Origin of the sequence: Nakamurella sp. A5-74 (assembly GCF_040438885.1) — a bacterium.
Classification (GTDB): Bacteria; Actinomycetota; Actinomycetes; order Mycobacteriales; family Nakamurellaceae; genus Nakamurella.
Genome location: NZ_CP159218.1, coordinates 212,397 through 237,860, shown reverse-complemented (window position 1 = coordinate 237,860; position 25,464 = coordinate 212,397). Strand labels below are relative to the sequence as shown.

Below are 25,464 nucleotides of genomic sequence, written 5' to 3'. Positions count from 1 at the left end.
GCGCAAGCGGCGGGCTCAGGCCGTCCACACCAGGTCGACGAACCTCTCGACCTGACTCGGCGCTCCAGTCAGCCCGGGGCGAGCAACGGATTGCGTCATCAGAGCGACCGTGGCCGCGTGCAGACCTTGCACTTCAGCTGCCGACGGCTGCAGCTCGTAGGCATGACGATGGCAGGCGCGTGACAGATCGTTCCACACCCGTGCGGCGCTCGCACCGACCTCCGGTGGCTGTAGCGCCCGGAGCACCACCAGCTTGGATCGCTGGGTGGGACGTCCGGGAATCTGCACCGGGCACCACAACGCCGTCATCCAAGTCGTCCAGTCCTCGAACGCAGACCTCGTCATCACGGCGGCAACCCGAGGACCGCGCGAACCGAGATCCACGGTGCCGTCGAGGATCTGCTCGGCCAACACCAGCAACCTCAGCGCGGCCAGTCCGGCATCACTCATCCCAGGGCCGCCCGTAGGTCCGCGAGGGTCTTCTTCGTGGACTCCAGCGCGTTCTCCGCGGCGCCGGGGCTCACCCCGTCGTGCAGGCCACTGTTGATCACGTGCATCGTCTGCGCCCGATGACCGTGCAGCCAGGGTTTCAGCTCTGCTGCCACGTCCAGATGCAGCGCCAATGCCAGCCGGTTCCTCGCTGTCTGGGCATCCTCCCAGGCCGCCTCGACCGCCGACAGGGTCCAGCCGGCGCTCAGGGCGCGACCGGCGAACACTTCCCACGCCGTGTCCTCGAACGCTTCCCGGCACAGCGTCGGGATGGTGCGGTTCTTAATCTCGACCGGGACTTGCTGGTCCTTCACCACCGCCCAGCCTTCCTGCAGGCAACGCAAGGCGGGCCGGCTGGCCTCGGTGACCGTCACCGCCGACTGCGATCCGCGGGTCACCTCGAACATCCGCGCATCCACGTTGCGGCGACGGATGGCAGCGGGCAGCCGGTCGTCGTGGGTCAGAACGATCACCTGATGGGTCTGCCCGATCCGGTTCATGACCTCCAGGAACCCGTCGATCTTGGACGGGTCCATCGCCTGGATCGGGTCGTCCAGCACTACGAACCGGAACGGACTCGCCTGCGCGGCGGCGCGCGGCAGGAACACGGCCAGTGCCAACGCATGCAGCTCTCCCTGGCTCATCACGCTGAACGCCTCGGCCGCCGTGCCGTCCACTGCTGCCATCAGTTCGACCTTGCGGTAGTTCCCCTTGCCGGTCAGGCGGATGGCGCCGAGGCCGACGTTGCTCTCCTGTCGCAGCACCGACCAGATCTGAGCGGACTGATCCGCCATCGGCGCCAGGCGCTCGTTACGGAGCTGATCGGCATTGTCCGCCAACCACTTCTGAGCATCCGTCGCAATCTTGCGCGGCGCCTCGGTATTGACAAACAGCTCAGCCGCGGCCAGCCACTGCGCCAGCACCGCAATGGCTGGCTCCCAGGCGTTCTGGTGCGAGGCGATCAGCTCCTGAGCGTGCACAGCGAGGTCGTGGAACGCGGTGCGCACAGCCGCCATCGCCCGCTCCAGGTGATCTGCGAGCGACAGATCACCATCGGGCGGCACATCCCCCAGCCCCGCTCGCGCAGAGGTGGCGGCAGCGCTGTCCAGCTGGTCGTCGTCCGGAACGGAGGGCACCGCGGCGATCAGGGCCTTGACTCGCGATCGGGCCGCCTGGAGGCGCGAGCGGGCATTGCTGAGCGCGGAGGATGCTGCGCGACTCGCGGCGACCTGGGTCGACGCCTCGGTCGCCCATGCCGCGTCGACCGAGCCGGTGCCGCACACCGGGCAGGCGGCGTCGCCGTGTTCGTCGTGAAAGGCCAGCGCCTGCTCCAAGAGCGTCAACCGGTCGGCGGCCAGCACTTGCTCGGCATCCGACTGATGGAAGGCGTCAGCTGCGGCGGCGCGCAGCTCGTTCGCTGCCGCTGCGACGTCCGGCTCGTCGGGAACCACCAGTTCGGCGGCCCGGGACCACGCCTGCGGGATGGACTGGCTGACACCCCCGACGACGTACGGCCGCACCAGCTCGATGGGTGGCTGGTGACGGTTGACCTCCTTCGCCAGCGCCAGCGCGTCCGGTTCACCGACCGCCTCGAGCGCAGCCTTGGCGGCCTTCTTCAGAGTGGGGAGGGAGCTGGCCGGCTCCTTCAGCCGGCGGACCGCGGCATCGAGCCGGTTGATCCCCTCCGTGAGCTGCTCGAGGCCGAGCAACCGGAACAGCTGGTCGTAGAAGTCCTTCGGTGAGCCCTCGAGGATGCTGCCGAGCTCGTCGTAGGACAGCAGCGGGCGGTACAGCTCGAGGGCGCGCTCCCACCCCAACGCGTCGAAGGGTTCCTGTTTGGCCCCGTGCCGCTGCGCCCACCGCTTGCCGGTACCGACGGGAGCATCGGTCTCGGTGGGCCAGTCGACCCCGAGGGTGGTGATCCCCTGCCCCTCCTCGGTGACACAGATCCGCACCTCCGGCTGAACGTCGGCGTGCAGGTTTCGCCACTTGCCCGCCCACAGCTTGCGCTCGGCCTCGGTCATGCCTTCCCAGCGGGAGTTGACGCCGGTCAACGCTATCTCCAGGGCCTCGGCCAGCGACGATTTGCCGGAGCCGTTGCGGCCGGCGATCACCACCAGACCGGGCTTGGCGGGCAGGTCGATCTTCACCTTGCTGCCGATGCCCCGGAATCCTTGGACGGTGATCGACCGCAGGAACGTGCCCGTCGCTTCAACCTGCGGCGTAACCGGGGTCAGGATGCGCTCGCGCACCTCCGGCGGCGTCGCGTCTGCGGACAGCGCGGACTCCAGATCGGCGTCGCTCTCCATCGCGGCGAGCACCACGAGCTGCGCTTCCTCGCTCAGCGACCCGTCGTTCAGTGCTCGGTCAATGACCAAGTTCTTGAGCTGATCGTCAGCCATGCATCCCCCGCCCCCATCGCGCCACCGTGCGCGTCTTGCCTCAGATCATGCCGCACCCGAAGACTCGGCTCCACCGTCGGGAAGGCTGTCACCATTGCACTGGGGTACAAGCAAACTGGTCCGCCCGACACCTCAGTAGCGAAGCCCGGCGCAGACGACTATCTCGGCCAAGCGCCTGTCGGATCTGTCTGCAGCGCCTGATCTCTCGGCCAAGCTCTCGGCGTGTACGGGGAGGAGTCCTCGTGCGGCCATTGCCCTCCCGTCGGCGTCTTACCCCCGATGCGCCTTCACTACGCCGGAAACCCCGATGGTGACATGCCCATGCCTGTAATGTTTCTGATACATCGCACGAAGACATTGGGGACCAATGAAGGCCGTTGACTCGCATCTACTGACTCTCCTGAAGAAGAGCAGCCAGTTCATCGTGCCGATCTACCAGCGGCTGTACTCCTGGGGGGAGGCAGAGTGCGCCCAGCTGTGGGCCGACGTCATTCGCGCCGGCTCGACACCTAGCCTCGGCTCTCACTTCACCGGCTCGATCGTTTACGTTGCCAAGGACCAGTCGACCAACACGTCGGCCGAGCCGGACCTGATCATCGACGGCCAGCAGCGAGTGACGACTGTCACGCTCATGTTGGCCGCGCTGGCTACCCGACTCGAGCAGCTGCCGGAGGCCCAGCGCGAGCCATGGGACGGTTTCTCGCCGAAGAAGCTCCGGAACCGCTACCTCTTGAACGACGACGAGGACGGAGAGCGGCAGTTCAAGCTGATCCTGTCCCAAAGCGACAAGGCAGCGCTGATCGCGATATTGCAGGGCGCGGAGCCGTCAGTCGACATGGTCACGCGGGTGACTGCGAACTATCAGTTCTTCCAAGGCAAGCTTGCAGAGCCAGGTGTGGACCTGGCCACCGTAAGTAAGGGGCTCGACAAGCTGGTCGTGGTCGATGTGAAACTCGAGCGAGGCGTGGACAACCCCCAGCTTGTGTTCGAGGCGATGAACTCCACCGGCAAGAAGCTGTCCCAGGCCGACCTGATCCGCAACTACGTCCTGATGGACCTACCACCGAAGCAGCAAGAGAAGCTGTACTCGGCCTACTGGCGCCCGATGGAGCTGGAGTTCGCCGGGGCGGGGGAGAGCCAGTTCGACGAGTTCGTCCGCCACTACCTCACCATCAAGAACGGCGAAATCCCGCGCTTGGACGACATCTACGACGCGTTCAAGGACCATGCAACCAGGTTCACGACGGCAGACGAAACGATCGACTCACTCGTCGTCGAGCTGCGCCAGTACGCCCGACGCTACGTCGCAATGGCTCTAGGCAAGGAGAGCGACCCGAAGCTGCTGCCAGCCTTCAAAGACCTGGATCAGATCAAGGCCGACGTCGTCTATCCATTCCTGCTCGAGGTGTATACCGATTACAACCTTGAGATCTTGACGCGGGACGATGTGCTGGAGATCGTAAACCTTGTCACGTCATACATCTTTCGCCGCGCCGTTTGTCGCATCCCCACCAACTCGCTCAACAAGACTTTCGCCGGCCTCAGTGCCGCGGTGCGCAAGGATCGATACGTCGAGAGCGTTAAGGCGCAGTTCATGAGCATGAAGAGCTACCGGAGGTTCCCGAGCAACGCCGAGTTCGAAGCGGGGCTCAAAGCGAACGACTTGTACAACTTCCGCCGCCGCTCGTACTATCTCCGTGTTCTGGAGAACTACGCTCGGAAGGAACGCGTGACGATCGAGAACTACACGATCGAGCACATCCTGCCGCAGAACGAGAACCTCTCGGCCGAATGGAAGAACGCTCTGGGCGAGGATTGGCAGGAAGCGCAGGTGAAGTACATGCATACGCTCGGGAACCTGACCCTGACGGGGTACAACTCGGAGTACTCTGACCATCCCTTCGCGAAGAAGCGCGACATGGAAGGCGGGTTCAAGGACAGTCCGCTCCGGCTCAACAAGGGACTTGGGCAGCTCGAGACTTGGAACGCCGACAAGATCCAGGAGCGTGCCACTCGTCTCGCTGGCGACGCCCTCAAGATCTGGACTCGACCCGAACTGCCTGACGCGACGTTGGCGGAGTTCGAGGGCAAGCGCACGGAGTCGGACTTCACCATCGAGGATCACCCGCACTTGCTCCCACAGCCGAGGCGTGCGCTGTTCGAAAAGTTCACCGCCGAGGTCCTGGCCCTCGACCCGGGAATTGCCTACCATTTCCTCAGGCATTACGTCGCATTCAAGGCCGAGACCAACTTCGTCGACGTCGTCCCACAGAAGGCGCGGCTCCGACTCAGCCTCAACATTCCCATCGAAGCACTGCACGATGAGCGCAAACTTTCGTTGGACGTCAGCATGAAAGGCCACTGGGGGAACGGCCCTACCGAAGTCAGCCTCGACGAAGGTACAGACCTCAGTTACGTCATCGGCCTCGTTCGCCAAGCGTTCGAGTTCCAGTTGGGTGAAGAGTAGCGGAACGCTGGTCAATTCGACCACGGAGTGAAATAGGGTATTCTTCGACAAGCTGGTCTTGCCGACGGAGTGGCATGGCGAAGCAGATGAACCGGCTCTTGGACGTTGACCCAGGGCTCCGGCAAAGTCGTGTTTCAGCTGGTCAGGAGTAGTTTGAGGGGTCGGATCGGTTGTCGTGCTTGGTGTCTGAGTGCGGCTGCGATGTTGGTGGCACCGGCGAGGCGGAGCAGGTTGATGGCCAGGTTCCGCAGGGTGGCCATGACCTGAGGACCGGCTGCGGTGCGGGTCTGGGAGTGGTCTTCGCTGAAGGTGACATCCCGTACCCAGTGCAGGCTGTTCTCGATGCCCCAGTGACCTTTCAACCATCCGGCAAGTTGGGTGGGCTGGGCTTGTTCGGCGGGCAGCGACGTGACCGCGTACACAGTTTCGCTGCGCCACTTCTTGCTGTTGATCAAGCGACGCCGGCGGATGATCTGGATGGCTTGCGCGGCGTGTGGGAACAGGATCCCGGCCTTCACCGTGACGACTTTGATGGATCGTTTCTCGATCCGTCCGTGGCCTCGGTCGTGTTGGGTCGCTCCGATGTTCACGCCTGTCCAGGGCAGCGCGGCGAGCTGCGCCCGCAGCTTCGGCTGGTTGCCTTTCACGGTGAACAGGTAGTGCGCGCCGCGCTGCTCGATCAGGTAGCGGGCGTGCTCGGCCTGGCAGTGCAACGCATCCGCGGTGACCAACACACCGAGCAGATCGATGCTGTCCAGAAGCGTTGCGAACAAGGGGATCTCATTGGTCTTCACTGCCACATCGAGTTGTCCCAACACCATCCTGGATCCGTGTCCCAGCGCCGCGAGCAGATGTCGGCAACGCCGGTCGGGGGTCGCTGAGCCGCGCACCGATTTACCGTCGATCGCGATCACCCGCCGTCCCCGGCTAGCTGGTTCCCGCAGCTGCGCCCATGCCCCGAGCAGCCGATCCAGACCGTCACCGTGCAGCTGTTGCAGCGTGCGGCGGATCGTCGATTCCGACGGCGGCCCATCACTGACACCGACCCTGGCGAGCAGCCCGGGCGATGTTGCCGCCACCCATTCCGCGACCGCGGCGAACGAGCGGGCACCCGTCACGACAGCGCACGCAGCGACCGCCAGGATCACTGACAGCCGGTGCCGTATCCCGCGTGCACTGCGCGGGTCAGGAACCGAGTCGAACACCGCCATCAACGCCGCAGGTGCCGCGGGAACATCCAACAACTCGTACTCGTCGAAGGGATCGACGGCAGCGAACATGGGTGATGATGGCATCGGGCGTGGTCCTTCGCGGTGAACTGGGCGGCTAGAGACCTTCAGGTCACCACGAAGGCCACGCCCACCCGCCACAACCACCCGACCGGCGTGTCGCGGACCCATAACCGCAGGTCAAGAAATCACAGAACGACTTTGCCGGGGCCCTGGACGTTGACCGGGGCGCTCTGGGGTAGGGCTCGTGGCCCGCGCATGCTGTTGGTCTCTCACAACGTCCAGCAGCGAAGGCCACGAGCATGGATCAGAGTAGTGCTGCCGCGTCGGCGGCAGATGTGTTGTTCGGTTTGGAAGGTGAGTTCCGCGTCCTGGATGCGGATCACCCTGAGCCGGGCAGGGTTCGGGTCCTGGTTGAGGCCGTGGCTGTCCGCGGCTGCTGCCCGGGCTGCGGGACGGTGTCGTCGCGGGTGAAGGAACGGCCGCTGGTCCGGTTGAAGGACCTGTCCCATGGCGGGCAGGTCACGCAGTGGTGGTGGCGCAAACGCCGCCTGGTGTGTAAGCAGAGCGCCTGTGCCACAGTGACTTTCACCCAGCAGGTTGACCAGGTCGTGCCGCGGGCCAGGACGACGAATCGGCTGCGGGCGGCGACCGCTGACGCGGTCGCGGTCGGGAATCGGGCGGTCAGCGAGGTCGCCGGGACCTTCGGGGTGTCCTGGGGTGTGGTCCACCGCGCGCTCGTGGTCAAGGCCGCCGGCCTGTTGCCGGAACCTGAGCCGACGCGGGTGTTGGGCATCGATGAGACCCGTGCTCGGTCGGTCCGGTGGATCCGGGACGAGGACGGAAAGTGGTTGCGGACGAACCCGTGGATGACGTCGCTGGTGAACGCGGACCCGGACGGTCCCGGAACGTTGCTGGGGCTGTCACCGGGACGCTCCGGTGCGTCGGTGTCGGACTGGCTGGACCTGCAGTCCGCGCAGTTCAAGGCCGGTGTCGAGGTCGTGGTGATCGACCCGTCAGCGCCGTACGCGGCCGCGGTACGCCGGGAGCTGCCGCACGCCCGGATCGCGGTCGACCGATTCCACCTCGTCGCGTTGGGTAACCAGCTGGTGACGAAGGTGCGGCAACGCACCACCCGGGATCGGCACGGCCGCCGCGGCCGGCTCATCGATCCGATCTGGAACAACCGGCGGGTCCTGCTGACCGGCGCTGATCACCTGTCCGAAGCACAGTGGGACCGGCTCCTGGCCACGTTCGACGTCGATGATCCGAGCGGACAGGTCCGGACCGCGTGGATCATCAAGGAGCGCCTGCGGATGCTGCTGGACTCAGGCCGCGATGAAAGCCTGGCAGCGCAACGACTGTGGCGGTTCCAGACCATCGCCGCGGACAGTGGACTACCCGAGGCGGCCACGCTGGCCGGCACGATCGACACCTGGTGGCCCGCGATCCGCGTCGCGTTGGCCGAGGGAGTCAGCAACGGCCGCACAGAGGGCTACAACCGGATCATCAAGCAGACGAAACGGGTCGCTTGCGGCTTCCGGAGCATGACCAACTACCGAAGGCGCATCATGGTCCACATCGCCGTCACCAGGCAGCGACAGACCGCAGCATGAATGGGCCACCGCCCCGGTCAACGTCGAAGAGCCGATGAACCAGCGCCCCATCCTGCTCCCCGCGGTCGCCTACCCTGCCGAAGCCCAAGCCGCCTTCTCGGGCGCCACGCCGGCTTCTCGGATAGGAACTGTTTCCAGCTCTCCGAGAATTCCTGCGGACCAGTGCGGACGGAATGCTCCCTGTTCAGCGATCCGATGCGGGCTGTCCGTCAGCGTCGCGCCGAACAGCGCGAAGGTGTCGAAAAGTGCCGGGAAGGCCATGGCTCACCGAGTTCTCGGAGGTCGCCGGTCGGTCGCTACGTAGAGGTCGTCCTCCTCCGCATCGGACGCCAGAGCGTCGATCGCCGCCCTCTGCTCGTCGCGACGCGCTCGTTGGTACTGCAGGAGATCCTGCAGACGGACGTACCGGTGACGACCCGGCTTCTCCATCGGGATGTCGCCCCGTTCAGGATCTTCACCAAGGTAGGACGCGACACTCCGAGGTGATCGGCGGCCTCCTGCGTCGTCAGCAGCGCGCTGAGTAGAGTCACGCTGACCCCCATGCCGGCAGACAGCGATTCGGCCACCTGTCTGAGGACATCGAAGAGTTCTTCGGGAAGATCGAGGCAGGGACCATCGGCCGCCACCAGGGCCGGCATCCCCGTCATTCCGCTTTCGTTTAGCACATGAATGAAGGCGGCGATCGACTCGCCGCGGTCCTCAGATGCGAGGAGCCCTCACGCTTGATGCCCGGTGATCAGGCTCCGGAAAGTCCGGTTGGGGTTGACCTCCGGCAGCACGCCATCCAACTGCCGGAGGACGTCCGTCGCCGGCTCGCCGCTGATTGCCGCGCCGTACAACGCCGCAACCGTGGGAGTCCGGCTCTGCGCCTGGACGCAGTGCAGCAGAACCGTCTTGCCCTCCGCCCTCAGCGTCTGCAGCACTTCGACGGTGTCGCGCAGGACGAAGCCGAGGTTGCGGTTCGCGTCCGGGTCGGGGGTGTCAATGAGCCGCACCTCGATCTGCTCGGCGTCGGCCGGGACGTCGTCATCCCCGATCCTGCAGAGGGACACCACCGCGTCGACGTAGGCATCCAGCGGTCGCAGGGCACCGATCGCGCCCAACCGCACACCGTCGTCGAGTGGGTGCACCGCCCGAGCGCTCAGGTCGCCCTTGCTGCGGTAGGTGTAGTCGAAGGTGTCCGGACGGTCCTGCCGCAGCGTCCGCTCGGTGAGCACGATCAGATCCCGCGCCCGCAACCCCGGCCAACCGTGCAGCACCCGCCGCCACGCAGCCGGCACCGCCGATGCCCCGTGCAGTGCACCCAGCAACCCACCGGCGATCGCGGCCACCGTGTCGGTGTCGTGGCCACAGCGCACCGCGGCGTCCAATGCCCGGTGCAGATGATCGGCGCGGAACTCACCCTGCAGATCGCCGGCGCGACCGTTCTCGGGGATCGGAGTCCCAGAGATGGCCGACCAGGCTGACTGCAGTGCCCCGACGACCCAGCCGTTCTTCGAGAAGTCACTGGGACGCTTGCCTTCTGCGTCGTCCAGCCGCTCCGCCCAGACCTGCGCGCGGTCGTCCGCGAGGTGCCGCAGACCGCGGCGGACGTCGAGCTCACCGGTCAGCACGGCGTACCGGATGGCGACGCACCAGATCACGCAGGCCTCCGCAGTCTCGGGGTCGGCATGCGTGAGGTCGCTGATCGCAATGGCCGCCTCAACCGTGGCCTGCTCCCCGGCCGACGTCGCGTCGGTGAGGTAGGCGAGCGCGACGGGAGCGGTCCGCATCAGCGAGCCGTTGCCGGCGGAACGGGCACCCTGCTCGAACTGGCGCTGGGCGTACTCCCGCGCCGAAGCCGCGGGCCAGGAATCGTCCACCCGGGACAGCACGGCACGGGTCTGGATCCCGACGTCCGTCGCTGTCTTCGCCCAGGCGACCCAGCGCCGCACGATCGCATCGTGCGCGGCGGTGTCCCGCAGATCGGCTCCGGTAGCGGCGATCTCGGCGATCGCGATGGCCATCGACGTGTCGTCCGTCCACTCCCCGGGCTCCCAGCCGAAGGACCCGCCGCCGACCATCTCGACGGGCAGCTCCGGTCCGCGGGCGGGCTGGAACTCGTACGGTGCGCCGAGCGCGTCGCCGGCGGCGGTGGCCAGCAGTACGCCGCAGGCCCGATCGTTCTGCGCGGTAGTCAGTTTCATGACGTCAGCTGCAGGAGGGGGTGGGTGATGTTGAGGGCGGACAGGTGGGCGATGCGGCCGTCGTGGGTGGCGACCCCGCGCACCCACAGCTTCGGGGTCTCAGCGATCATCGAGACTCCGAGGCCGGCGTCCTCGTGGCCGGTGAAGATGTCGACCAGCTCCAACCGGGCCGCCATCCGCCGGGCCCGACGACCGGGAGTCGGTTCCGCGTGCGGACCGACTGCCATCATCGCGTCCATCCGGGCCGCCTGCAGGATGGCGGGCAGGTGCTGGGTCAGCGCGGCCGGCGAACCGAACAGCTCGAGGCCCAGCGGCTGGTCGCCGAGGGCGATGAGCACCCCGCTCTGACCGGGCAGCGTGGGCGGCGGCTGATGGTGAACCAGGTGGTCTACCTCCAGAGTGCCGAGCTGATCGACCAGCGAGGACGTCGTGCTGTGCGCCATCGACTGGTAGCGCTCGACGTCGCTCCACACCCGGGACTGCCGCTCGTGCTCCGGGACGCGCAGGGCGCGCTGGACCAGCGGCGTGGCCCGTCTCAAGCGTCGCTCGTGACCACCGCCTCCGCCCCACCGGCCCTGTTCGACACAGGCGACCGCCACCCGGTCGCGGCTGTGCGGCGCCAGGATGACGTCGCGCACCAGAGCCCGGCTCTGCCATCCACCTTCGAGCAGTTCACCCTCGAGCATCAGCGCCGGCCGGGTGCCGCGGTTGGACAGCTCCAGCCAGGGGACGCTCGGGCCATCGGTCAGTTCGCCGACCTCAACCTGGGCGGCTGTACCGGTGACCAGGCCGCGGATCGGCGTGGCCGAGGTCCAGACCGGGAAGACGGTGATGCTGGACAGGTCGGTGCCGTTGCCGACGTGCAGCTGGGGGATCCTCATGGGTGACTCCTTCGATCTGTCAGAGCACATTTTGCGCTGATCTGATCTAAAGTTACAACAATGGTCCGACAGTGGGCTTGACGTGCAGTGATGCACTGCGAACCACCGGTGATCGAGCGGCGAAGGAGTCGAGATCAGAGGGTCTCGACTCGTTCCTCGCTCGACCATCGGGTTTTTGGTGATCGAGCGACGAAGGAGTCGAAGGGGACCGCCGGATTCATCGGTGATCGAGCGACGACGGAGTCGAGGTCCCAGAGCGGGAAGATGGGTCACGGGGTCTCGACGCGCTCGTTCCTCACTTGCTCGACCACCGAATTTCGGAAAAGGATGATTCAGAGTGATGGCTGGACATCGGGACAGTGCTGGGCGCCGGGTCGAGGACTACCCGCGGCCGTCCGTCGCGGTCGACACCGCGCTGTTGACGATCGTGGACGGCGTGCTGTCGGTGTTGCAGGTCCGTCGTCCGCACGTGCGCGGCTGGGCGCTGCCGGGGGCTTTCCTACATCCGGGCGAGCGGCTGATCGACGCGGTGAGAAGGTCGCTGCAGACCAAGGCGGGGATCGCCGGCTGTAGTCCGCGGCAGCTGCACGTCTTCGACAATCCCGACCGCGACGATCGCGGCTGGGTGCTGTCCGTCGCGCACGTCGACACCTGCCCGGAGTCGGCGCTGGAGACCCGCTTCCCGAACGACACCCGCCTGGTGCCGGTGAGTTCACCGGGCCGGCTGCCCTACGGGCACGACCAGATCATCGACTACGCCGTCGCCGATCTCCGAAACCGGTACAGAGCCTCCCCGGACCCGGACGGGCTGCTGCCCGAACCGTTCACCCTGCTGCAACTGCGGGAGCTGCACGAGGCGGTGGCCGGAGAGCCGTTGCAGCGCGACGGTTTCCGGCGCGCGATGCAGCCGCTGCTGGAGCCGACCGGTGAGCTGACACAGGGGCTGCGGGGGCGGCCGGCGGCACTGCTCCGAGTCATACGGGCCGACCCATCGCAGCGGGTATGAGCCTCGCCCGCCAACAGAAATCAGGCTCCGGTAGGAGCTGACTCCGGCCTGCTCTGCGCCCGCTCCCGCCGTCGCGCTGTCCGGGCAGCGCCCAGTGGGCGTCGGACACTGTTCCATCGGATCTCGTCATCGACCAGGTGCTTCGGTTGATGAGGAACGATCTGCGTCTCGAAGAACTCGTCGATCCACTCGTCCTGCTCAGTGGATGTCGGCTTCATGCGTTCGGCGGTCTTCGTCCGGTGGCAGGAGACGCACAGCAACTGTAGGTTCGACGGATCGTTGCTGTCACCCAGGATGTGGTCGATTTCGTCCCCCGGCTCCCCACACTGCACGCACTTCAGGGCATCGCGACTCCGGATCAGCTCTCGCAGATCTGCAGACAGCCGACGACCGTTCTCGTTGTATCCACCCGCCAGCAGGAAGGCAAGTTTGGTACTGATGGCGAACTGCACCTCTGGGTCACGCCATCGCTCGGGATCTCTCCACACGCGCCGGATGTACCGAATGACCTTCGCAGTCTCTTGACACAACCCCGAGCAGTAGAGACCGGACACGTCGTCGGCAAGAGGGGCCAGACAGTTCGCGCAGTGGTCGTCGAGGAAGACCGGCGCCGCAGCAGTCGGTTTCGGATGCCGGTTCGGAACCGAGCGATTCAGTGCTGCCTGCATCTGCTCGAAGCTGCTCGTTCCGCTCACGACTGACCCCTCCAGGTTGACCGGCAGGTCCGTTGATCACGACAGCGATCGATCTGTGTGCTGGACGCATCAGGGGCATTCGGCACGTGACGGCCACGACAGCCCGGTTGAATCAGCACTGCTCGTCGGCCAGCGGTTCACCGCTGTCGATGAGCTGCTTGACGGTCGATCCATCCAGTTGCTCGCTGATGGAGCAGGCAACGGAACGGGACGCGACGGGCCCGAAGAAGACCGCGTAGATGGGGTTGCCCTCGAGGTTCTGCACCAAGCTGGTGCACTCACGATCGGTGCGCAGGTAGCTCGTCCCCGGATTATCGGTCAGGAAGCGCTGGACATCGGTGCCGTAGGCCCCGGGCGTCACTGCCGCTCCTACAAAGACCACGAACTCCCCGTCGCACGGCACCGACGAGATCGGCACCGTCAGGTCCAGATCGCCGGGGTCGACCGGCGCTACTGGCGTAGTGGTGGTCTGCACCGTTGCGATGGGCTCGGGTGCGGTGCGTCGGTCGTCCGTCGGCACGGACAGGGCCTCTGCCTGGGCAGCTCCGTCGACGCATCCCCCGACGAAGTCCGCACGGTTCGCTGCCTCTACTTCGGCCAGATGCGCCTCGTACGAGCAGCTCTCAGCGAGGTCACCGTTGTCGCGAGCGGCGATCTCGGTGTGATGTTCCCTGCCCGTCTGATACCCGACCCGGTACACCGCGACAGCGGTGAGACCGTCCACGTCGACCGCGTTGCTGTCCTCGACCGCATCGAGCGTGCCGGCAAAACACCCGTCGATCCAGTCCCGCGACTGTGCACCTCCGATGAACGATCTGCGGTCATCGGAGCACCGGGTGGCGATCACCCGCTCAGCCTGATCGCCGGACGCGGGCACGAACGCCTCGGTGTCCTCCCGTGCCACCTGGTAGCCCTGGCGGTAGGCCACCGACTGCGTCCTGCTCCCCGGCACAGGTACCCGAGACGTGATCAGCGCCGTGGTGACGGGCACCGTGGTGGCGGGCGGTGCGCTGAACACGCTGGAAGGTGGCGTTGACCTCGGCGTGCTCGTGCCGGCCGACCGGACGCTCGAGCGGACAACGGGCGACGACACAGCCACCGGAGGAACCGGCGACGAAGGCTCGCTCATCGGCGAAGCCACCAGTGGCCTCGACCCGGTCTCAGGGGACACCGCCGTGTTCGCAGAACGTGGCAGGAGTAGCACCGTCGCCGCTGCGATCGCGGCGATCACCACCACCGCCCCGGCGAGGATGAGGGGCCGCGAGGATCGACGTTCCCGCGGGACTGTGTGGCCCTCCGCAGAGACTGCCCTGCGGGCCGGAATCGACGTGGTGACAGCGGAGTCCGCGGCACGTGCGCCCGGCAAGCCGGCCTGGGTCGTCCGCACGGTGTCCGTGCTGCGCGGAAGGGTCAGTGCTCCCAGAGCCACTGCAGTCTCGGGCTGGTCGAGCGCAGCTGGGGTGACCCCCAGGACCTCCTGGATGGTCCTCGCCACCAAGGGGATCCGTGATGAGCCGCCGACCAGGAAGATTCCTGCCAGGCGCTGCGGCGTCGTACCCGCCTGTCGGATCGTCTCCTCCAGGACCACGACCGAGCGCATCACCTTGGCGCGGATGAGCGATTCGAACTCGTCACGGGTGACGTGCACGTCCGGCATCGGGTCTGGCATCGCCAGGTCCGTCTGCGGATACCGCGACAGCGACTCCTTGGCCGAACGGATGTCCTCCGCGAGAGCCCGCGCAGCCCGCCGGGAGGACGCGTCAGACGGACGCAGTACCCGCGACCAGGCGTCTGCATCGACACCGTTCGCGACCTCGGAAGCGTGCTCGAGCAGAGCCTGGTCGAAATCCAGCCCGCCCAGATCCGGAAGCCCTCCCTCGGCCAGCACGGACAACTCACCCTCGCCGGAGCCCTGCGGACGACCGATCACCGCGACGTCGAAGGTTCCCCCGCCGAGGTCGTAGACGGCGACGGTCCCACCCCGCGACAACTCCCGACCGGGGATCCTGGTGAACTGGGCCGCCGCGGCCACCGGCTCGGGAAGCAGCGTGATGTTGGCCAAGCCGGCAGCGCGCGCTGCCGCGAGCAGCACATTGCGACGCGGCGCCCCCCACTGCGCGGGATGGGTCAGAATGACCGTATCGGGTGCCGAGCCACCCGTCTGACGAGCAGCTTCGTCCCGAACTGTCTGCAGCACAGCAGCAATGAGGTCGACCACCGGAACCGGAGTCGCTCCGAGCAGGACCTCGCCCTCGTCGATCCGGCGTTTCGGATTCGCTTCGAACCTGCTCGGATCGATGCGCGCACTGCGCAGGGCCTCGCGTCCGACCAGCAGCGTGTGGTCGTCCGCCAGGAACACAGCGGAAGGGAGCAGGCCGGATCCCTCGAATTCGAGGGTGTGTGGCGCGCGACCGGGGCGTTCGAGCGCGGCGACCGTGTTGGAGGTGCCGAAGTCGATGGAGAGCGTGATCATGCCCGTCCTCCGGGTGGCCGACTCATTCGCCGATCGTGCCGAAGTAGAAGAGCGTGTCACCGACGAGTTCGGCCTTCAGCTTCCCTCGGCTGGCCACCTCCACCAGGTAGACGTTGGAACCTCCGACCACATCGGAGATGGAGAACGACATCTTGCACGACGTCCCTGAGATCTCGGACTTGTCCAGAGACCCCGCCCCGGCGTTGTTGTTGGTCCCGTCGTACACGATCACGGTCGCACCGGTGGTGAGATCGTCGTAGCCGGAGTCCCCTTCACAACCACCTGTGACGGGCTTCCAGTTGTCCGCGCCTTGGATCTGGATCGAACCTTCGAGGCTCAGTGTCGCCGGCGCCTCCGGTGTCGCGGTCTCGGTTTCGGTTTCGGTCTCAGTTTTGGTCTCACTCTCGGTCTCCACCTTGGTGACAGTCTTCGGCGCCGGAGTGCTGACGACAGTCGCCGTGACGGTTGCTGTGGGCGTCGGTCGCGCGGCGAAGGATGCCGCACTGGTGTTTGCGCCGTTGTCGTAGCCGATGGCGGCGCCAGCCACTCCGGCACCGACTGCCACCACGACTGCGACGGCTATGAGCGTCGGGAGGAGCCACCTGCGCGTGGTGGTGGGGCCGCTCGGGGCGGGGTCTCCGCCGACCGGCCGTGGTGAGCCCTGCGAGTACAAGTTCTGATCGTTCGACTGCCAGTTGGTCATGCGCAAACGCCCCCGTTGACTGGGCTGCCGTGCGCACCCCCCTGTCGCACAGGTTAGGCCGAACGAGTGAACACCGTCAAGAGTTCATGATCCATACGGATGCCCGACCGGCAGCACGATGTAGCGCGGGAAGTCTGGCCGCGCTCCCTTCACCTTCGTCTGCCGTGGGATTCGGTCCGCGCATGAATGGACGGGCGTTCGCGCGGGGACCTCCGCACCGTCTTCCACGCGGAGATGTTCTCCGCGCAACAACCTCTGCGCGGCCGGACCCGGTGTGCGCAGTCACCAGGCACAGCGGCCGGAGTTCTCCACAGGCAGCGCAGATCTTCACACAAGCTCACATGATGAGCTACCGTGAGTCCAGACCAGTACGTAGAGGTGGAGGACGGTCATGACAGTCATCCACTCCCCTGAGCTCGAAGCGCTGGACGAACTCATCGCAGCGAGCCCGAAGACGCACGGCGATCACGACCGGGAGCTGCTCCGTCGCTGGCTGGACAAGATCCGGCGGCTCGAGGAGTTCAGCGGCGTCACCCTCGACACCCTGGTGGACGCGCTTCCCGATGAACCTGTGCTCGACGCGCGACCGGAGGCGGGTTTCACCGCCGACGAGCTGCACGCCCTGGAGTCCGTCGGCGCAGATCTCACCCCGCTGCCGCTGCTGGAACGTCCCTCGCTGCACACGAGCCTGCGCTACCGGCAGCTGCTCGACACTGCACTGAGCACCGCGGAGGCCGCCGTCCGTCTGGGTGTCGACGGCAGCCGCATCCGCCAACGGCTCGGCAACCACACACTGCTCTCCCATCGGGTCGGCAGTGCTCATCGACTGCCGTCATTCCAATTCACCGACGACGGTGAACTCCCTGGCTGGTCGAAGGTCGCCCCCCACGTCGCACCGAGCTGGCATCCGGTCGCAGTCGAGCGCTTCTTCACCAGCCCTCACGTCGATCTGGTGCTCGACGACCAACGCGTCTCACCACGGGAGTGGCTTCTCGCTGGGGGCCCACCCGAGACAGTCGCCGCACTCGCCGGTGAGTGAACGACTGCCCGACCCCAACCCGCGCGCCTGGCCGTCCGATCCACACCGATGGATCTTGGAACTACCGACCGGGACGGCGCTGAGTCGACTCTTTCCCGCCGGCGGTCCACACCCGACCCGATGGAACACCTTCCGCAGTTGGGGCCCCACCGGCAGCCGCTTCGACCACCACCCAGACCCCGTCGGCGACCACCCCACCATGGGTGTCATGTACCTCGGCAGGGCAGGAATCATCCAACACAGCAAGGCATATCCCGCATTCACCTGTTCGATCGGCGAGTACTACCAGGGCCGGAAAACTGTCGACCCGGACGGAACTCTGGATCATCACGCGGTCTTCACACTGGCGCGGCCGGTCAGGGTGCTCGACATCGGCGACACCGACTGGGTCACGAGCGCCGGCGGGAACGCCGCGATCTGCTCGGGCGAACGGTCCCAAGCTCGCAAGTGGGCCAGGGAGATCCATCTCCGTTACCCCACGATCGAGGGCATCGCCTACTCCTCGTCGGTGAATCCCGCCGGACGAGCAGTCGCCCTCTGGGAGCGTGCCGCGACCTCACTCCCACCAGCGCCCGCACTGTCAGCACCTCTGCGCTCCATGATGAACGCCGTCGAGCGAGCGGCGGCCCAGATCGGTTACGGCGTCATCCTCTAGGCCGTCTGGCATCGGACTGGCCGCACGTCTCTGTCCATTGGCCGTCCCCGGTGCCGGCGTCGCTGAGAACCGAACCCGTCTCGTCAACAACCCGAGAGCGTCGGTCCAGCCGGGGGGCTGATGCGCTCTCCCCGCTCGGGCGGGCCCACGCGCGAGTTGTCCACATTCTCGCGCACTCTCGTTCCGGCCACTCCGACTTCCCTACCGTGATTCAGGACTGGAGATCAGGGGACGGGGGTCGATGAGATGTTCACGCTGTGCGGCGATCCGGCTTCGATCCGGGGCTCGGGGCGGCAGTGGTCGTCGTTCGCGCAGAGCGCGACAGCTGCCGGTGACGACATCCTGCGGCTGGATGCCCAGCAGTTCCTCGGCGACGAGGCCGACACCTACCGGCAACGGATGAACGACGGGCTCCCGCCCCAACTCGCCCGGACCGCAGAGAGTTGGGGCATCGTCGGAGCGGCGCTCACCCTGTACGCCGATGAGTTGGAGTCCTACCAGAGCAGACTGGCGCGGCTCGATGCCGATGCGCAGCACCAACAACAGCTGGTTGATTCACGCCGAGCGAATGTCGACCGCGCACGCGTCGCAGCCCGCCAACCGGGCGATGATGCTGCGGCGCAGGCAGTTCCAGCTGCCCGGGCTGCCGATACCCGACTGACCGAAGCGCAACTCACGGTGCAGCGCACCACCGACGCCGCCAACGGCGTCCTCGCCGAGCATCGCCAGTCGGTGGCACGGTGCGGTGCCGAGATCGACCGGGCGAAGGTGCTGCGCTTCGAGGAACCGCCGGGGTTCTGGGGACGGGTGTGGAACGCGGCCTGCACCTGGGTAGCCGAACACGCGGACGTCATCAGGTTCATCTCCGGCGCGCTGAAGCAGCTGTCGTCGATCGCCGGGCTGTTGGCGATGATCCCGATCCTCGCTCCGGTGATGGGTCCGATCGCGATCGGTGCCGGCGCAGCAGCAGTCGGCCTCGATGCCGGCGTGAAGGTGATGACCGGTGAGGGCGACTGGGGCCAGATCCTGATGGACGGCGCCTCGATGATCCCGGGGGCCCGTGCCGCAAAAGTGGTGGCCGTCGGCACCGTCGGAGTGACCGCGGTCAACGTGGCCCAAGGCAAGGCCGGCTGGGAAGACCTCGCGATGACGACCGCGTTCGGAGTGCGCGGGCTGAAGAACAGTGGCGGCGCGAAGTACCCCGGGTCGAAGACGGCCAACAGTGCGAAGCCCTCGTGGATGGGCGATCGACCCAACCGCAAAGAACTCCGCGAATACCGGGAGGTCCCCTTCCGCGAGGTCGAACGCGAGCCCTACTGGCCCCGGAACCCTGACGACCGTCTCCGCACAGGTCAACCGGTCTGGCACGACCCGCTCGTCACCACTGTCGGAGGTGACGACGTCACGATCCTGAACCGAGGCCACGCGGGAACCTCTCCGGGCGAGCACGATGTAGTCGTGCACGGACTCGCAGATGGTCGCCCCACAGCGCCTCAAGGTTTCACCAGGCACGAGGGACGAGGCAACGACCATGCCATCGGCACCGGACAGGTCGCCGATGCTGTTCGTGCCTCACCTCACTACGTCCCCGGGACACCGGTCAGGTTCATCTCCTGCCACGCCGCCCGGGGCAGCGCCCAAGAGCTCGCTGATCAGCTGGGAGTGCCCGTGCGTGCCTCGCAGCACGAAGTAGCCCTCGACGAAGATGGGATGGTCTGGGCGAAGCACTTCGACGAGAACGGAGACCCGTTCGCTGTCGAGGCTGAACTCCAGCAGTTCTGGCCCAAGTCGTCGGACAGTCCATCGATGGTGCCGTCAGGTCCGCGCCCGAGCGAGAAAGGTGAATGACGTGCTCAAGCCTTTGGGCATCTTCGGGACGCCATTTGCCGGTGACACAGGCCTTCTCTGGCCGCTGACCCAGCAACTACATCCTGACTTGCGCGAACCCATCGCGCGCTACCTCGAGCAGGGCGTGCTGATAGGCCCGTCATGGATGAGTGCCATCGATGATCCGTTGCAGGGGCGGGCGAGTTGTCGCAGTCCCGGGAACTGGATGACCGACGGGATCTACCACTGGCGCGACTCTGCTGCTGCCTTCGTGCGTGAGTACGGCATCGGGCTGTCCGAAGAGGTTGTCGACCACTGCCTTCACGAGCAGGGCAACTTTGCGGAGGCGCAGGGCCGGACCAGGGAACTGTGGACCGAACTGCACGAGACGGTCCTGCCAACCCTGTCGGAGGGCGGCAACATCGGTTTTGCGCGCAGCGCTTGGCGGGAGGCGTCGACGATCAACGCCATCAACACTGCATCGTTGAGAGTCATCGGCGACGTGTGGGGTAAAGACGCTGACACAGCAGTGATGCGAGTACTCGCTCAACGCCCCCTGCCCTATGCGGTCCACCGAGCGGTCGCCGCCCGATTTCGCCGATCTCCGGTGGTCATCGAGAACACCCGAGACCGTTCCGACGATGTCCTGCACCCCGCGTGGACGAGAGTCGCTCCCCGGACGATCCGCACCGACGGCAAGTACGTCTGGCGGGAGGACTACGCCCACTACGTCCGCCTGCACGGTGTCGCAGCACCGGTCGATTTCGTCGCCGATGCCATGACCTACCAGCCACCAGAGATCACCGCTGCTGTTCTTCGTCAGATCCGAGAGTTGCTGGACTCTGGCGATCTCGCACGCCCCGAGCGTCGTTGGATGCCAGTTTCCGGCTGACCGTCCGCAGCCGCTCACGTTCGGGTCACCCGCTCACGTTCGATCGTGAGCAACGTGGCGAAACGTGAGCGGCTGCGGGCCAGGACGGGATCTCGACTCCTTCGTCGCTCGATCAACGGGGGTCGCTCGATCAACGGGGGGGTCGCTCGATCAACGGGGGGGTCGCTCGATCGACGGGGGTCCGCTCGATCGACGAAGCGGGAGACGGCCTCGGATGATGCTGTCTGGTTGCAGCCGACGGTCTGCGGGTTGACCGGTTCCAGGGTCTGCAGTGCTGTGAATGCCAGGGAACCTGCTGCGTCGACGGTAAGGATGCCAACACCGACCAGCATCAGGTCGCTCCTTGACCGGATCGACGCGAGCACCGACCCGGCGCCGGCTCGACGCAGCTGACGGGATCAGCCACTCACTGGTACGGCGTCGGAAGTGTCGACGCCCGGCCATGTCCGAGGCTTGTCGATCAGCAGTACGAGACCCAGCCCGGCCGCGCCGAACAAAGTCGATCAACACTCGCCGCCGAGGTCATCGTCATCAAAAGAGCGCACCAGGTCCCTGCAAGATTCCCAGGGCCGCGCTGCCGACGACCACAGCGGTGAGGACGGTGAGGACACCGGCGGCGAGCCGCCAGTCGGCGCCGGTCACCCGGACCGGCCGCCAGGTCGTCCGCGGCTCGAGCCCGAGACCGCGGGACTCCAGCGCCTGGGCTGTCCGCTCACCTTTACGGACCGAGACGATGAGGAGTGTGAAGACAGCCCCGGCGAGGTGTCGCGGATTCCGCGGTGGGCGGGCGTCGCCGCCGCGCAGGTCCGCCCGCACGGTGTGAGCGTGGCGAATCGTCGACCATTCCCGGGGCATCTCCTGGAGCATCCGGTACCCGGCGAGGATCGCGTAGGTGACCCGGGCGCCGAGGCGGGCGTTCTGGTGCAGGCTCGTCATGAGCGCGACCCCGTCAGTCGAGAGCAGGAACCCGACGGCGAGCACCCCGATGAGCAGGGTGCGGGCCGCGAGCGCGGCCCCGACGCTCAACCCTTCCTCGGTGACCCGGAGCGGGCCGGCCTGCCAGATGACCGTCCCGGATCGGGAGAGCACGTTGACGACGAACACGCTGAACGCGAAGGCGAGGAACGGCACGTGGGCGAGGGCAAGCGTGCGCGCCGGTACTCGCACTGAGATCGCGACCCCGACCAGCCCGAGAACGTACAGGACGGCTGGGGTGATCGGGTCGAGGAGGAACATCGCGGCGAGGGAGACGATGACGAGCAACGCGAGCTTGACCGTCGGATTCCGGCGAGCAAGCGGGGATTCGGCGGCAGCGGCTCCGGTCAGGACGCTCATCGGATCACCTCCTTGAGTGTGGATGTGGTCACGGCGTCGTCCAGCTGGCCCAGCACGCGTGCGACTGCGCCGGCCGTGTGAGCCAGGAGCCAGGCAATGAGCGGAGGCAGGCTCAGCCCCGCCCGGGCGAGCGCCGCTGCATCGGAGAACACCTCTTCGGTGGGGCCCTCGGCGAGTACCCCACCGTCGCCCAGGACGATGACGCGATCGGCCAGACCGCCCACGAGCCGCAGGTCGTGGCTCGCCAGGACGACAGCGCCGCCGCGCTCGGCGACGTCCCGCAGGATCGCGGCGGTCGCGATGGCATCACGCCGGTCGAGCCCGAGGGTGGGCTCGTCGGCCAGCAGCACGGGCCGGTCGTGGGCGAGCATGGCGGCCAGGCTGAGCCTGCGTTTCTCACCGCCGGAGAGCCGAAACGGATTCTGGTCGGCGAGATGGGTGAGCCGGTGGCGGCGCAGCTGCCCGTCCACCACCTCCTTCGCGGTCTCCGGCGGCAGCCCGTGACCGATCTCCTTGCGCACGGTCGTGGCGACGAACTGGTGCTCTGCGTTCTGGAACACCAGGCCCGGCCGCGGGCCCTGCACGGTGCCCACGAGTGGAGGCAGGAGCCCGGCCAGGGTGAGCAGCAGCGTCGACTTCCCGACGCCGTTGGCGCCGAGGACGGATACCACTTCCCCGGACCGTACGGTGACATCCACGTCGGACAGAAGCGGCGGACATTCCTGCAGGTCAGGCACGGGTCGTCGACGGTCGCGGCGCTTCTTCCGGCCTGCAGGCGCCTCCGGGCCGACCGTGATGGCGCGGGCCGACAGGAGCACCTCTTCACCGGACCGGTGGGGAACGGGTCCGTCGGCGAGGGCATGCAGCAGGTCGGCGTTCACTTCTGTTCCGAGCCCGCCCGCCGCACCGGTGAGCGCGTACAGCTCGGCATCCAGCGGCAGCCAGCAGCCGGCCGCGTGGAGGGTGCCGGCGTGGTCGCGCAAGACGATGTCGGTCGGTCCGTCGGCCAGCACCGTTCCGGCATCGCCCAGAACGAGAGCTCGACCGGGCAGCCCGGCGGTCCCGGCCACGCCAGCCCATTCGTCGAGCCGATGCTCGACGAGGACCATCGCGGGCCGGTACCTCTCGATCGCCCCGGCCAGCGCCCCGCGCACCGAGGCGACCCCGGCCGGGTCGAGCATCGATGTCGGCTCGTCGAGCAGGAGCACCTCGGGCTCGGTGATCAGGGCCGCCGCGACGGCGACCCGCTGAGCCTCCCCGCCGGAGAGACGTGCGGTAGCCCGGTGTCGCAAACCGGCGGCGCCGACGGCATCCAGGACGGCACTGACCCGCGGACCGATGGTCGCCGGCTCGGTCGCCTGATTCTCCAGCGGCAGAGCGAGCTCCTGTTCGACCTGCGGCAGGCAGACCGCCGCGGACGGGTCCTGGGCAAGGACCCCGAGGTGCCGGGACCGTTCGACGACGGAGCTGGCATCACTCGTCCCGGCGACGATCACCCCGCCGGTGATGTCCGCGGTCACGGTGTGCGGGACGACCCCGGTGATCACGTGCAGGAGCGTCGACTTACCCGACCCGGACGCGCCGAAGACGACCATCTGTTCTCCCGGTGCGAGCCGCACCGACACCGCGCGCAGCACGGGCTCGTCGCGCCGGGCAAAGGCCACGGTGATGTTGTCCAGCTCGACGACGGCCGCACCGCCCGCCCCGTCGGCGCAGACGGCCGGCGGCGGCCGGCTACTCACCGCTGGCCCAGCTCGCGGCCGATCGCGAAGTTGTCGACAACACCGGTGCGGGCCAGGGCGTCGACGATGAGCTTGGCGAGCAACCCACCCAGGACGATCCCGGACAGGGCCTGCATGGCCAGGCGCAGGAAGAAGATGTCCTGTCCGTACCAACCGGACCGGAAGGCGGAGTAGAAGAACACCAGGCCGGCGCCGAGAAGGCCGGCCAGGGCGAAGACGCCCCAGCCGAATCGCCGGTACCTCGTCAGTGCGAACGGCAGCTCGCTGCCCGCGCCCTGGATGGCTGCGGCGATCAGAAGCGTCGGGCCGACCGGCGAGCCGAGAAAAACGACCTCGATGACCGCGGCGAGGATTTCGGCGATCACGCCGGCGAAGGGCCGGCGGATGATCGCGACGGCGATCGGGGAGACCAGGAGCCATCCGCCGAACAGGATGTGTTGGGAAAGGTCGCCGGCCGGACCCATCAGGATGCTCAGCCCGTTCCAGCCCTGGACGAGCGCCCAGTAGGCGAAGCCGAACACGACACCCAGGACGACGAGGAGGACGAGGTCCTTCATGGCCCAGCCGCGATGGGTCCGGATGGGAGAAGAGTTGCGTTTGGCGGTCACGGCGCGTTCGTTCCTTTCGAGTCCTCGGCCGGGCTCGGCGAGCCCACCGAGACGGTGAGGTGGGACACGACGTGCGGGACGACGGCGCCCACCTGAGCCCACGCGTCAATGGCGGTGGCCAGGACCTCGGCCACGTCGCCAGTCAGCTTCGTGGCGTAGTGATTCGCCCGGGCCGCGGCGCCCCGGGTACGCGCGGAGGCGATTGCGGACTCGATGTGCGACATGTGGTCGCCGTGACCGGAACCGCCGTCCAGGAGCGGGTACAACGACCACTGCGCTGCCGCACGGACACCGGTGGGCTCCAGCTCCACCGGCGCCGCGCTGGGCAAGCCGGTGACGTCCAGGTCGCAGGACACCTCACCGGGGCAGCCCCGGGACAGGAGGATATGGGTGACAACGTGCCCCCCACCGCAACGCTGAGACACGGCGGCGATGAGGGCAACGGCGAACGCAGCCAGTCGCTGCTCCGCGGGCTCGGTGCGCGCACCGACGTAGCTGCTGACCTCGTCGGTCTCCACAACGAGGCCGTCGCTCAGGCCGTCGCCGGTGACGTCGGCGAGCGCGCCGAGGATGACGTTCGCGAAGTCGTCGCAGTGGGGGTGGACGCTCAGCCGCATTCCAATGCCGAGCTGCTCAGGCGTCGCAAAGGTGGCCACCTGCTGGTCGTGCTGGGTGCTCATCACGGGTCCCCTCAGGCCCGCGGATATATCAAGGACCCGCGCCGACTTCCGATGTCGGACAGGCACCCTGCTCCCTACGCCGGTACGAACCGGATCAGGTTGACGGGTCTGCGGGCAATCCGCACTCTCAGCGCCGATCGGCGCTCCCCGGGGGTCTCTCCCAACCGTACCCCCAGCGCACGGCTGTCCCGTCTCGTGGCAGGAACCCTTGTCAACACAGAGACCCAGCGACGCGGCCATCAGCCGCGTCTACTGTCCACGGCCGGCGTGGTCGACCTGATCGGCGTCGTCCGGCATTGAATGGGCGGACGTTCCCAGCGTGAGCGGCTGCCTGATCAGGACGGGATCTCGACTCCTTCGTCGCTCGATCAACGGGGGGGTCGCTCGATCGCTCCCCGGACCCTGCCGCTCATGTTCGGGTCAGCCGCTCACGTTCGACCGTGAGCGAACGTGCCCAGCGTGAGCGGCTGCGTGATCAGGACGGGATCTCGACTCCTTCGTCGCTCGATCAACGGGGGGTCGCTCGATCGCTCCCCGGA

Annotated in this window: 19 protein-coding genes and 1 riboswitch; of the genes, 7 read left to right on the top strand and 12 right to left on the bottom strand. The window is 67.1% G+C overall.

Going from position 1 to position 25,464, the window contains the following annotated elements:
- Positions 1-15: 15 nt before the first annotated feature.
- Positions 16-450 (bottom strand): hypothetical protein, encoded by a 435-nt coding sequence (locus tag ABLG96_RS01110; protein WP_353649595.1) that lies wholly within the window; start codon positions 448-450, stop codon positions 16-18.
- On the bottom strand, positions 447-2,891 hold the full coding sequence (locus tag ABLG96_RS01105) for an AAA family ATPase (RefSeq protein WP_353649594.1): 2,445 nt from the start codon (positions 2,889-2,891) through the stop codon (positions 447-449). The genes ABLG96_RS01110 and ABLG96_RS01105 overlap by 4 nt, the downstream gene beginning before the upstream one ends.
- Positions 2,892-3,258: 367 nt before the next feature.
- On the opposite strand from ABLG96_RS01105, the gene ABLG96_RS01100 reads away from it, so the two are divergent.
- Positions 3,259-5,358: a DUF262 and DUF1524 domain-containing protein gene (locus ABLG96_RS01100; protein ID WP_353649593.1), complete on the top strand. Its 2,100-nt coding sequence runs from the start codon at positions 3,259-3,261 to the stop codon at positions 5,356-5,358.
- A 134-nt stretch (positions 5,359-5,492) separates the two neighbouring features.
- Here ABLG96_RS01100 and ABLG96_RS01095 read toward each other — a convergent pair whose 3' ends face one another.
- Positions 5,493-6,653: an ISAs1 family transposase gene (locus ABLG96_RS01095; RefSeq protein WP_353649592.1), complete on the bottom strand. Its 1,161-nt coding sequence runs from the start codon at positions 6,651-6,653 to the stop codon at positions 5,493-5,495.
- Positions 6,654-6,889: 236 nt separating this feature from the next.
- Here ABLG96_RS01095 and ABLG96_RS01090 point away from each other — a divergent pair, with 236 nt between their 5' ends.
- Complete coding sequence (locus ABLG96_RS01090) at positions 6,890-8,203, top strand: ISL3 family transposase (protein WP_353649591.1); 1,314 nt, start codon at positions 6,890-6,892, stop codon at positions 8,201-8,203.
- A gap of 716 nt (positions 8,204-8,919) precedes the next feature.
- Here ABLG96_RS01090 and ABLG96_RS01085 read toward each other — a convergent pair.
- Complete coding sequence (locus ABLG96_RS01085) at positions 8,920-10,389, bottom strand: ADP-ribosylglycohydrolase family protein (RefSeq protein WP_353649590.1); 1,470 nt, start codon at positions 10,387-10,389, stop codon at positions 8,920-8,922.
- Positions 10,386-11,270: a DUF6569 family protein gene (locus tag ABLG96_RS01080; protein ID WP_353649589.1), complete on the bottom strand. Its 885-nt coding sequence runs from the start codon at positions 11,268-11,270 to the stop codon at positions 10,386-10,388. Before ABLG96_RS01080 ends, ABLG96_RS01085 begins: the two co-directional genes overlap by 4 nt.
- A gap of 340 nt (positions 11,271-11,610) precedes the next feature.
- Between ABLG96_RS01080 and ABLG96_RS01075 the strand changes: the two genes are divergently transcribed.
- Positions 11,611-12,276 (top strand): NUDIX domain-containing protein, encoded by a 666-nt coding sequence (locus tag ABLG96_RS01075; protein ID WP_353649588.1) that lies wholly within the window; start codon positions 11,611-11,613, stop codon positions 12,274-12,276.
- 20 nt (positions 12,277-12,296) lie between these two features.
- On the opposite strand, the gene ABLG96_RS01070 is transcribed toward ABLG96_RS01075, so the two are convergent.
- The 3 genes from ABLG96_RS01070 to ABLG96_RS01060 all read right to left on the bottom strand — a co-directional run bounded on the left by ABLG96_RS01070 (position 12,297) and on the right by ABLG96_RS01060 (position 16,147).
- On the bottom strand, positions 12,297-12,728 hold the full coding sequence (locus tag ABLG96_RS01070; protein WP_353649587.1) for an HNH endonuclease signature motif containing protein: 432 nt from the start codon (positions 12,726-12,728) through the stop codon (positions 12,297-12,299).
- Between the two features lie 355 nt (positions 12,729-13,083).
- A complete protein-coding gene (locus tag ABLG96_RS01065; RefSeq protein WP_353649586.1) occupies positions 13,084-15,444 on the bottom strand; it encodes an Hsp70 family protein in 2,361 nt (786 codons plus the stop codon).
- A gap of 22 nt (positions 15,445-15,466) precedes the next feature.
- Positions 15,467-16,147, bottom strand: a complete 681-nt coding sequence (locus ABLG96_RS01060) for a hypothetical protein (RefSeq protein WP_353649585.1) — start codon at positions 16,145-16,147, stop codon at positions 15,467-15,469.
- A 391-nt stretch (positions 16,148-16,538) separates the two neighbouring features.
- On the opposite strand from ABLG96_RS01060, the gene ABLG96_RS01055 reads away from it, so the two are divergent.
- The 4 genes from ABLG96_RS01055 (at position 16,539) to ABLG96_RS01040 (ending at position 20,560) form a co-directional block, all read left to right on the top strand.
- Complete coding sequence (locus ABLG96_RS01055; RefSeq protein WP_353649584.1) at positions 16,539-17,186, top strand: hypothetical protein; 648 nt, start codon at positions 16,539-16,541, stop codon at positions 17,184-17,186.
- Between the two features lie 208 nt (positions 17,187-17,394).
- Positions 17,395-17,841: a hypothetical protein gene (locus ABLG96_RS01050; protein WP_353649583.1), complete on the top strand. Its 447-nt coding sequence runs from the start codon at positions 17,395-17,397 to the stop codon at positions 17,839-17,841.
- 246 nt (positions 17,842-18,087) lie between these two features.
- Entirely contained in the window at positions 18,088-19,689 is a 1,602-nt protein-coding gene (locus tag ABLG96_RS01045) for a hypothetical protein (protein ID WP_353649582.1), read from the top strand.
- 1 nt (position 19,690) lies between these two features.
- On the top strand, positions 19,691-20,560 hold the full coding sequence (locus ABLG96_RS01040; protein WP_353649581.1) for a hypothetical protein: 870 nt from the start codon (positions 19,691-19,693) through the stop codon (positions 20,558-20,560).
- A gap of 531 nt (positions 20,561-21,091) precedes the next feature.
- Here the strand turns inward: ABLG96_RS01040 and ABLG96_RS01035 are convergent.
- From ABLG96_RS01035 to ABLG96_RS01020, 4 genes are read right to left on the bottom strand one after another with little or no spacing between them, the layout of a single operon-like run.
- Positions 21,092-21,895 (bottom strand): energy-coupling factor transporter transmembrane component T, encoded by an 804-nt coding sequence (locus ABLG96_RS01035; protein ID WP_353649580.1) that lies wholly within the window; start codon positions 21,893-21,895, stop codon positions 21,092-21,094.
- The gene (locus ABLG96_RS01030; protein ID WP_353649579.1) at positions 21,892-23,637 is read right to left on the bottom strand and encodes an ATP-binding cassette domain-containing protein; all 1,746 of its coding nucleotides are present in this window, start codon (positions 23,635-23,637) and stop codon (positions 21,892-21,894) included. Before ABLG96_RS01030 ends, ABLG96_RS01035 begins: the two co-directional genes overlap by 4 nt.
- A complete protein-coding gene (locus ABLG96_RS01025) occupies positions 23,634-24,245 on the bottom strand; it encodes an ECF transporter S component (RefSeq protein WP_353649578.1) in 612 nt (203 codons plus the stop codon). Before ABLG96_RS01025 ends, ABLG96_RS01030 begins: the two co-directional genes overlap by 4 nt.
- On the bottom strand, positions 24,242-24,925 hold the full coding sequence (locus ABLG96_RS01020; protein ID WP_353649577.1) for a YkoF family thiamine/hydroxymethylpyrimidine-binding protein: 684 nt from the start codon (positions 24,923-24,925) through the stop codon (positions 24,242-24,244). Before ABLG96_RS01020 ends, ABLG96_RS01025 begins: the two co-directional genes overlap by 4 nt.
- A 52-nt stretch (positions 24,926-24,977) precedes the next feature.
- Positions 24,978-25,085, bottom strand: a riboswitch (TPP riboswitch).
- Positions 25,086-25,464 lie beyond the last annotated feature (379 nt).

Bases quoted from the DNA above. Each gene is read 5' to 3' on its own strand.
- ABLG96_RS01110 (WP_353649595.1), bottom strand. From the start codon at position 450: ATGAGTGATGCCGGACTGGCCGCGCTGAGGTTGCTGGTGTTGGCCGAG.
- ABLG96_RS01105 (WP_353649594.1), bottom strand. From the start codon at position 2,891: ATGGCTGACGATCAGCTCAAGAACTTGGTCATTGACCGAGCACTGAAC.
- ABLG96_RS01100 (WP_353649593.1), top strand. From the start codon at position 3,259: ATGAAGGCCGTTGACTCGCATCTACTGACTCTCCTGAAGAAGAGCAGC.
- ABLG96_RS01095 (WP_353649592.1), bottom strand. From the start codon at position 6,653: ATGCCATCATCACCCATGTTCGCTGCCGTCGATCCCTTCGACGAGTAC.
- ABLG96_RS01090 (WP_353649591.1), top strand. From the start codon at position 6,890: ATGGATCAGAGTAGTGCTGCCGCGTCGGCGGCAGATGTGTTGTTCGGT.
- ABLG96_RS01085 (WP_353649590.1), bottom strand. From the start codon at position 10,389: ATGAAACTGACTACCGCGCAGAACGATCGGGCCTGCGGCGTACTGCTG.
- ABLG96_RS01080 (WP_353649589.1), bottom strand. From the start codon at position 11,270: ATGAGGATCCCCCAGCTGCACGTCGGCAACGGCACCGACCTGTCCAGC.
- ABLG96_RS01075 (WP_353649588.1), top strand. From the start codon at position 11,611: ATGGCTGGACATCGGGACAGTGCTGGGCGCCGGGTCGAGGACTACCCG.
- ABLG96_RS01065 (WP_353649586.1), bottom strand. From the start codon at position 15,444: ATGATCACGCTCTCCATCGACTTCGGCACCTCCAACACGGTCGCCGCG.
- ABLG96_RS01060 (WP_353649585.1), bottom strand. From the start codon at position 16,147: ATGACCAACTGGCAGTCGAACGATCAGAACTTGTACTCGCAGGGCTCA.
- ABLG96_RS01055 (WP_353649584.1), top strand. From the start codon at position 16,539: ATGACAGTCATCCACTCCCCTGAGCTCGAAGCGCTGGACGAACTCATC.
- ABLG96_RS01050 (WP_353649583.1), top strand. From the start codon at position 17,395: ATGTACCTCGGCAGGGCAGGAATCATCCAACACAGCAAGGCATATCCC.
- ABLG96_RS01045 (WP_353649582.1), top strand. From the start codon at position 18,088: ATGTTCACGCTGTGCGGCGATCCGGCTTCGATCCGGGGCTCGGGGCGG.
- ABLG96_RS01035 (WP_353649580.1), bottom strand. From the start codon at position 21,895: ATGAGCGTCCTGACCGGAGCCGCTGCCGCCGAATCCCCGCTTGCTCGC.
- ABLG96_RS01020 (WP_353649577.1), bottom strand. From the start codon at position 24,925: ATGAGCACCCAGCACGACCAGCAGGTGGCCACCTTTGCGACGCCTGAG.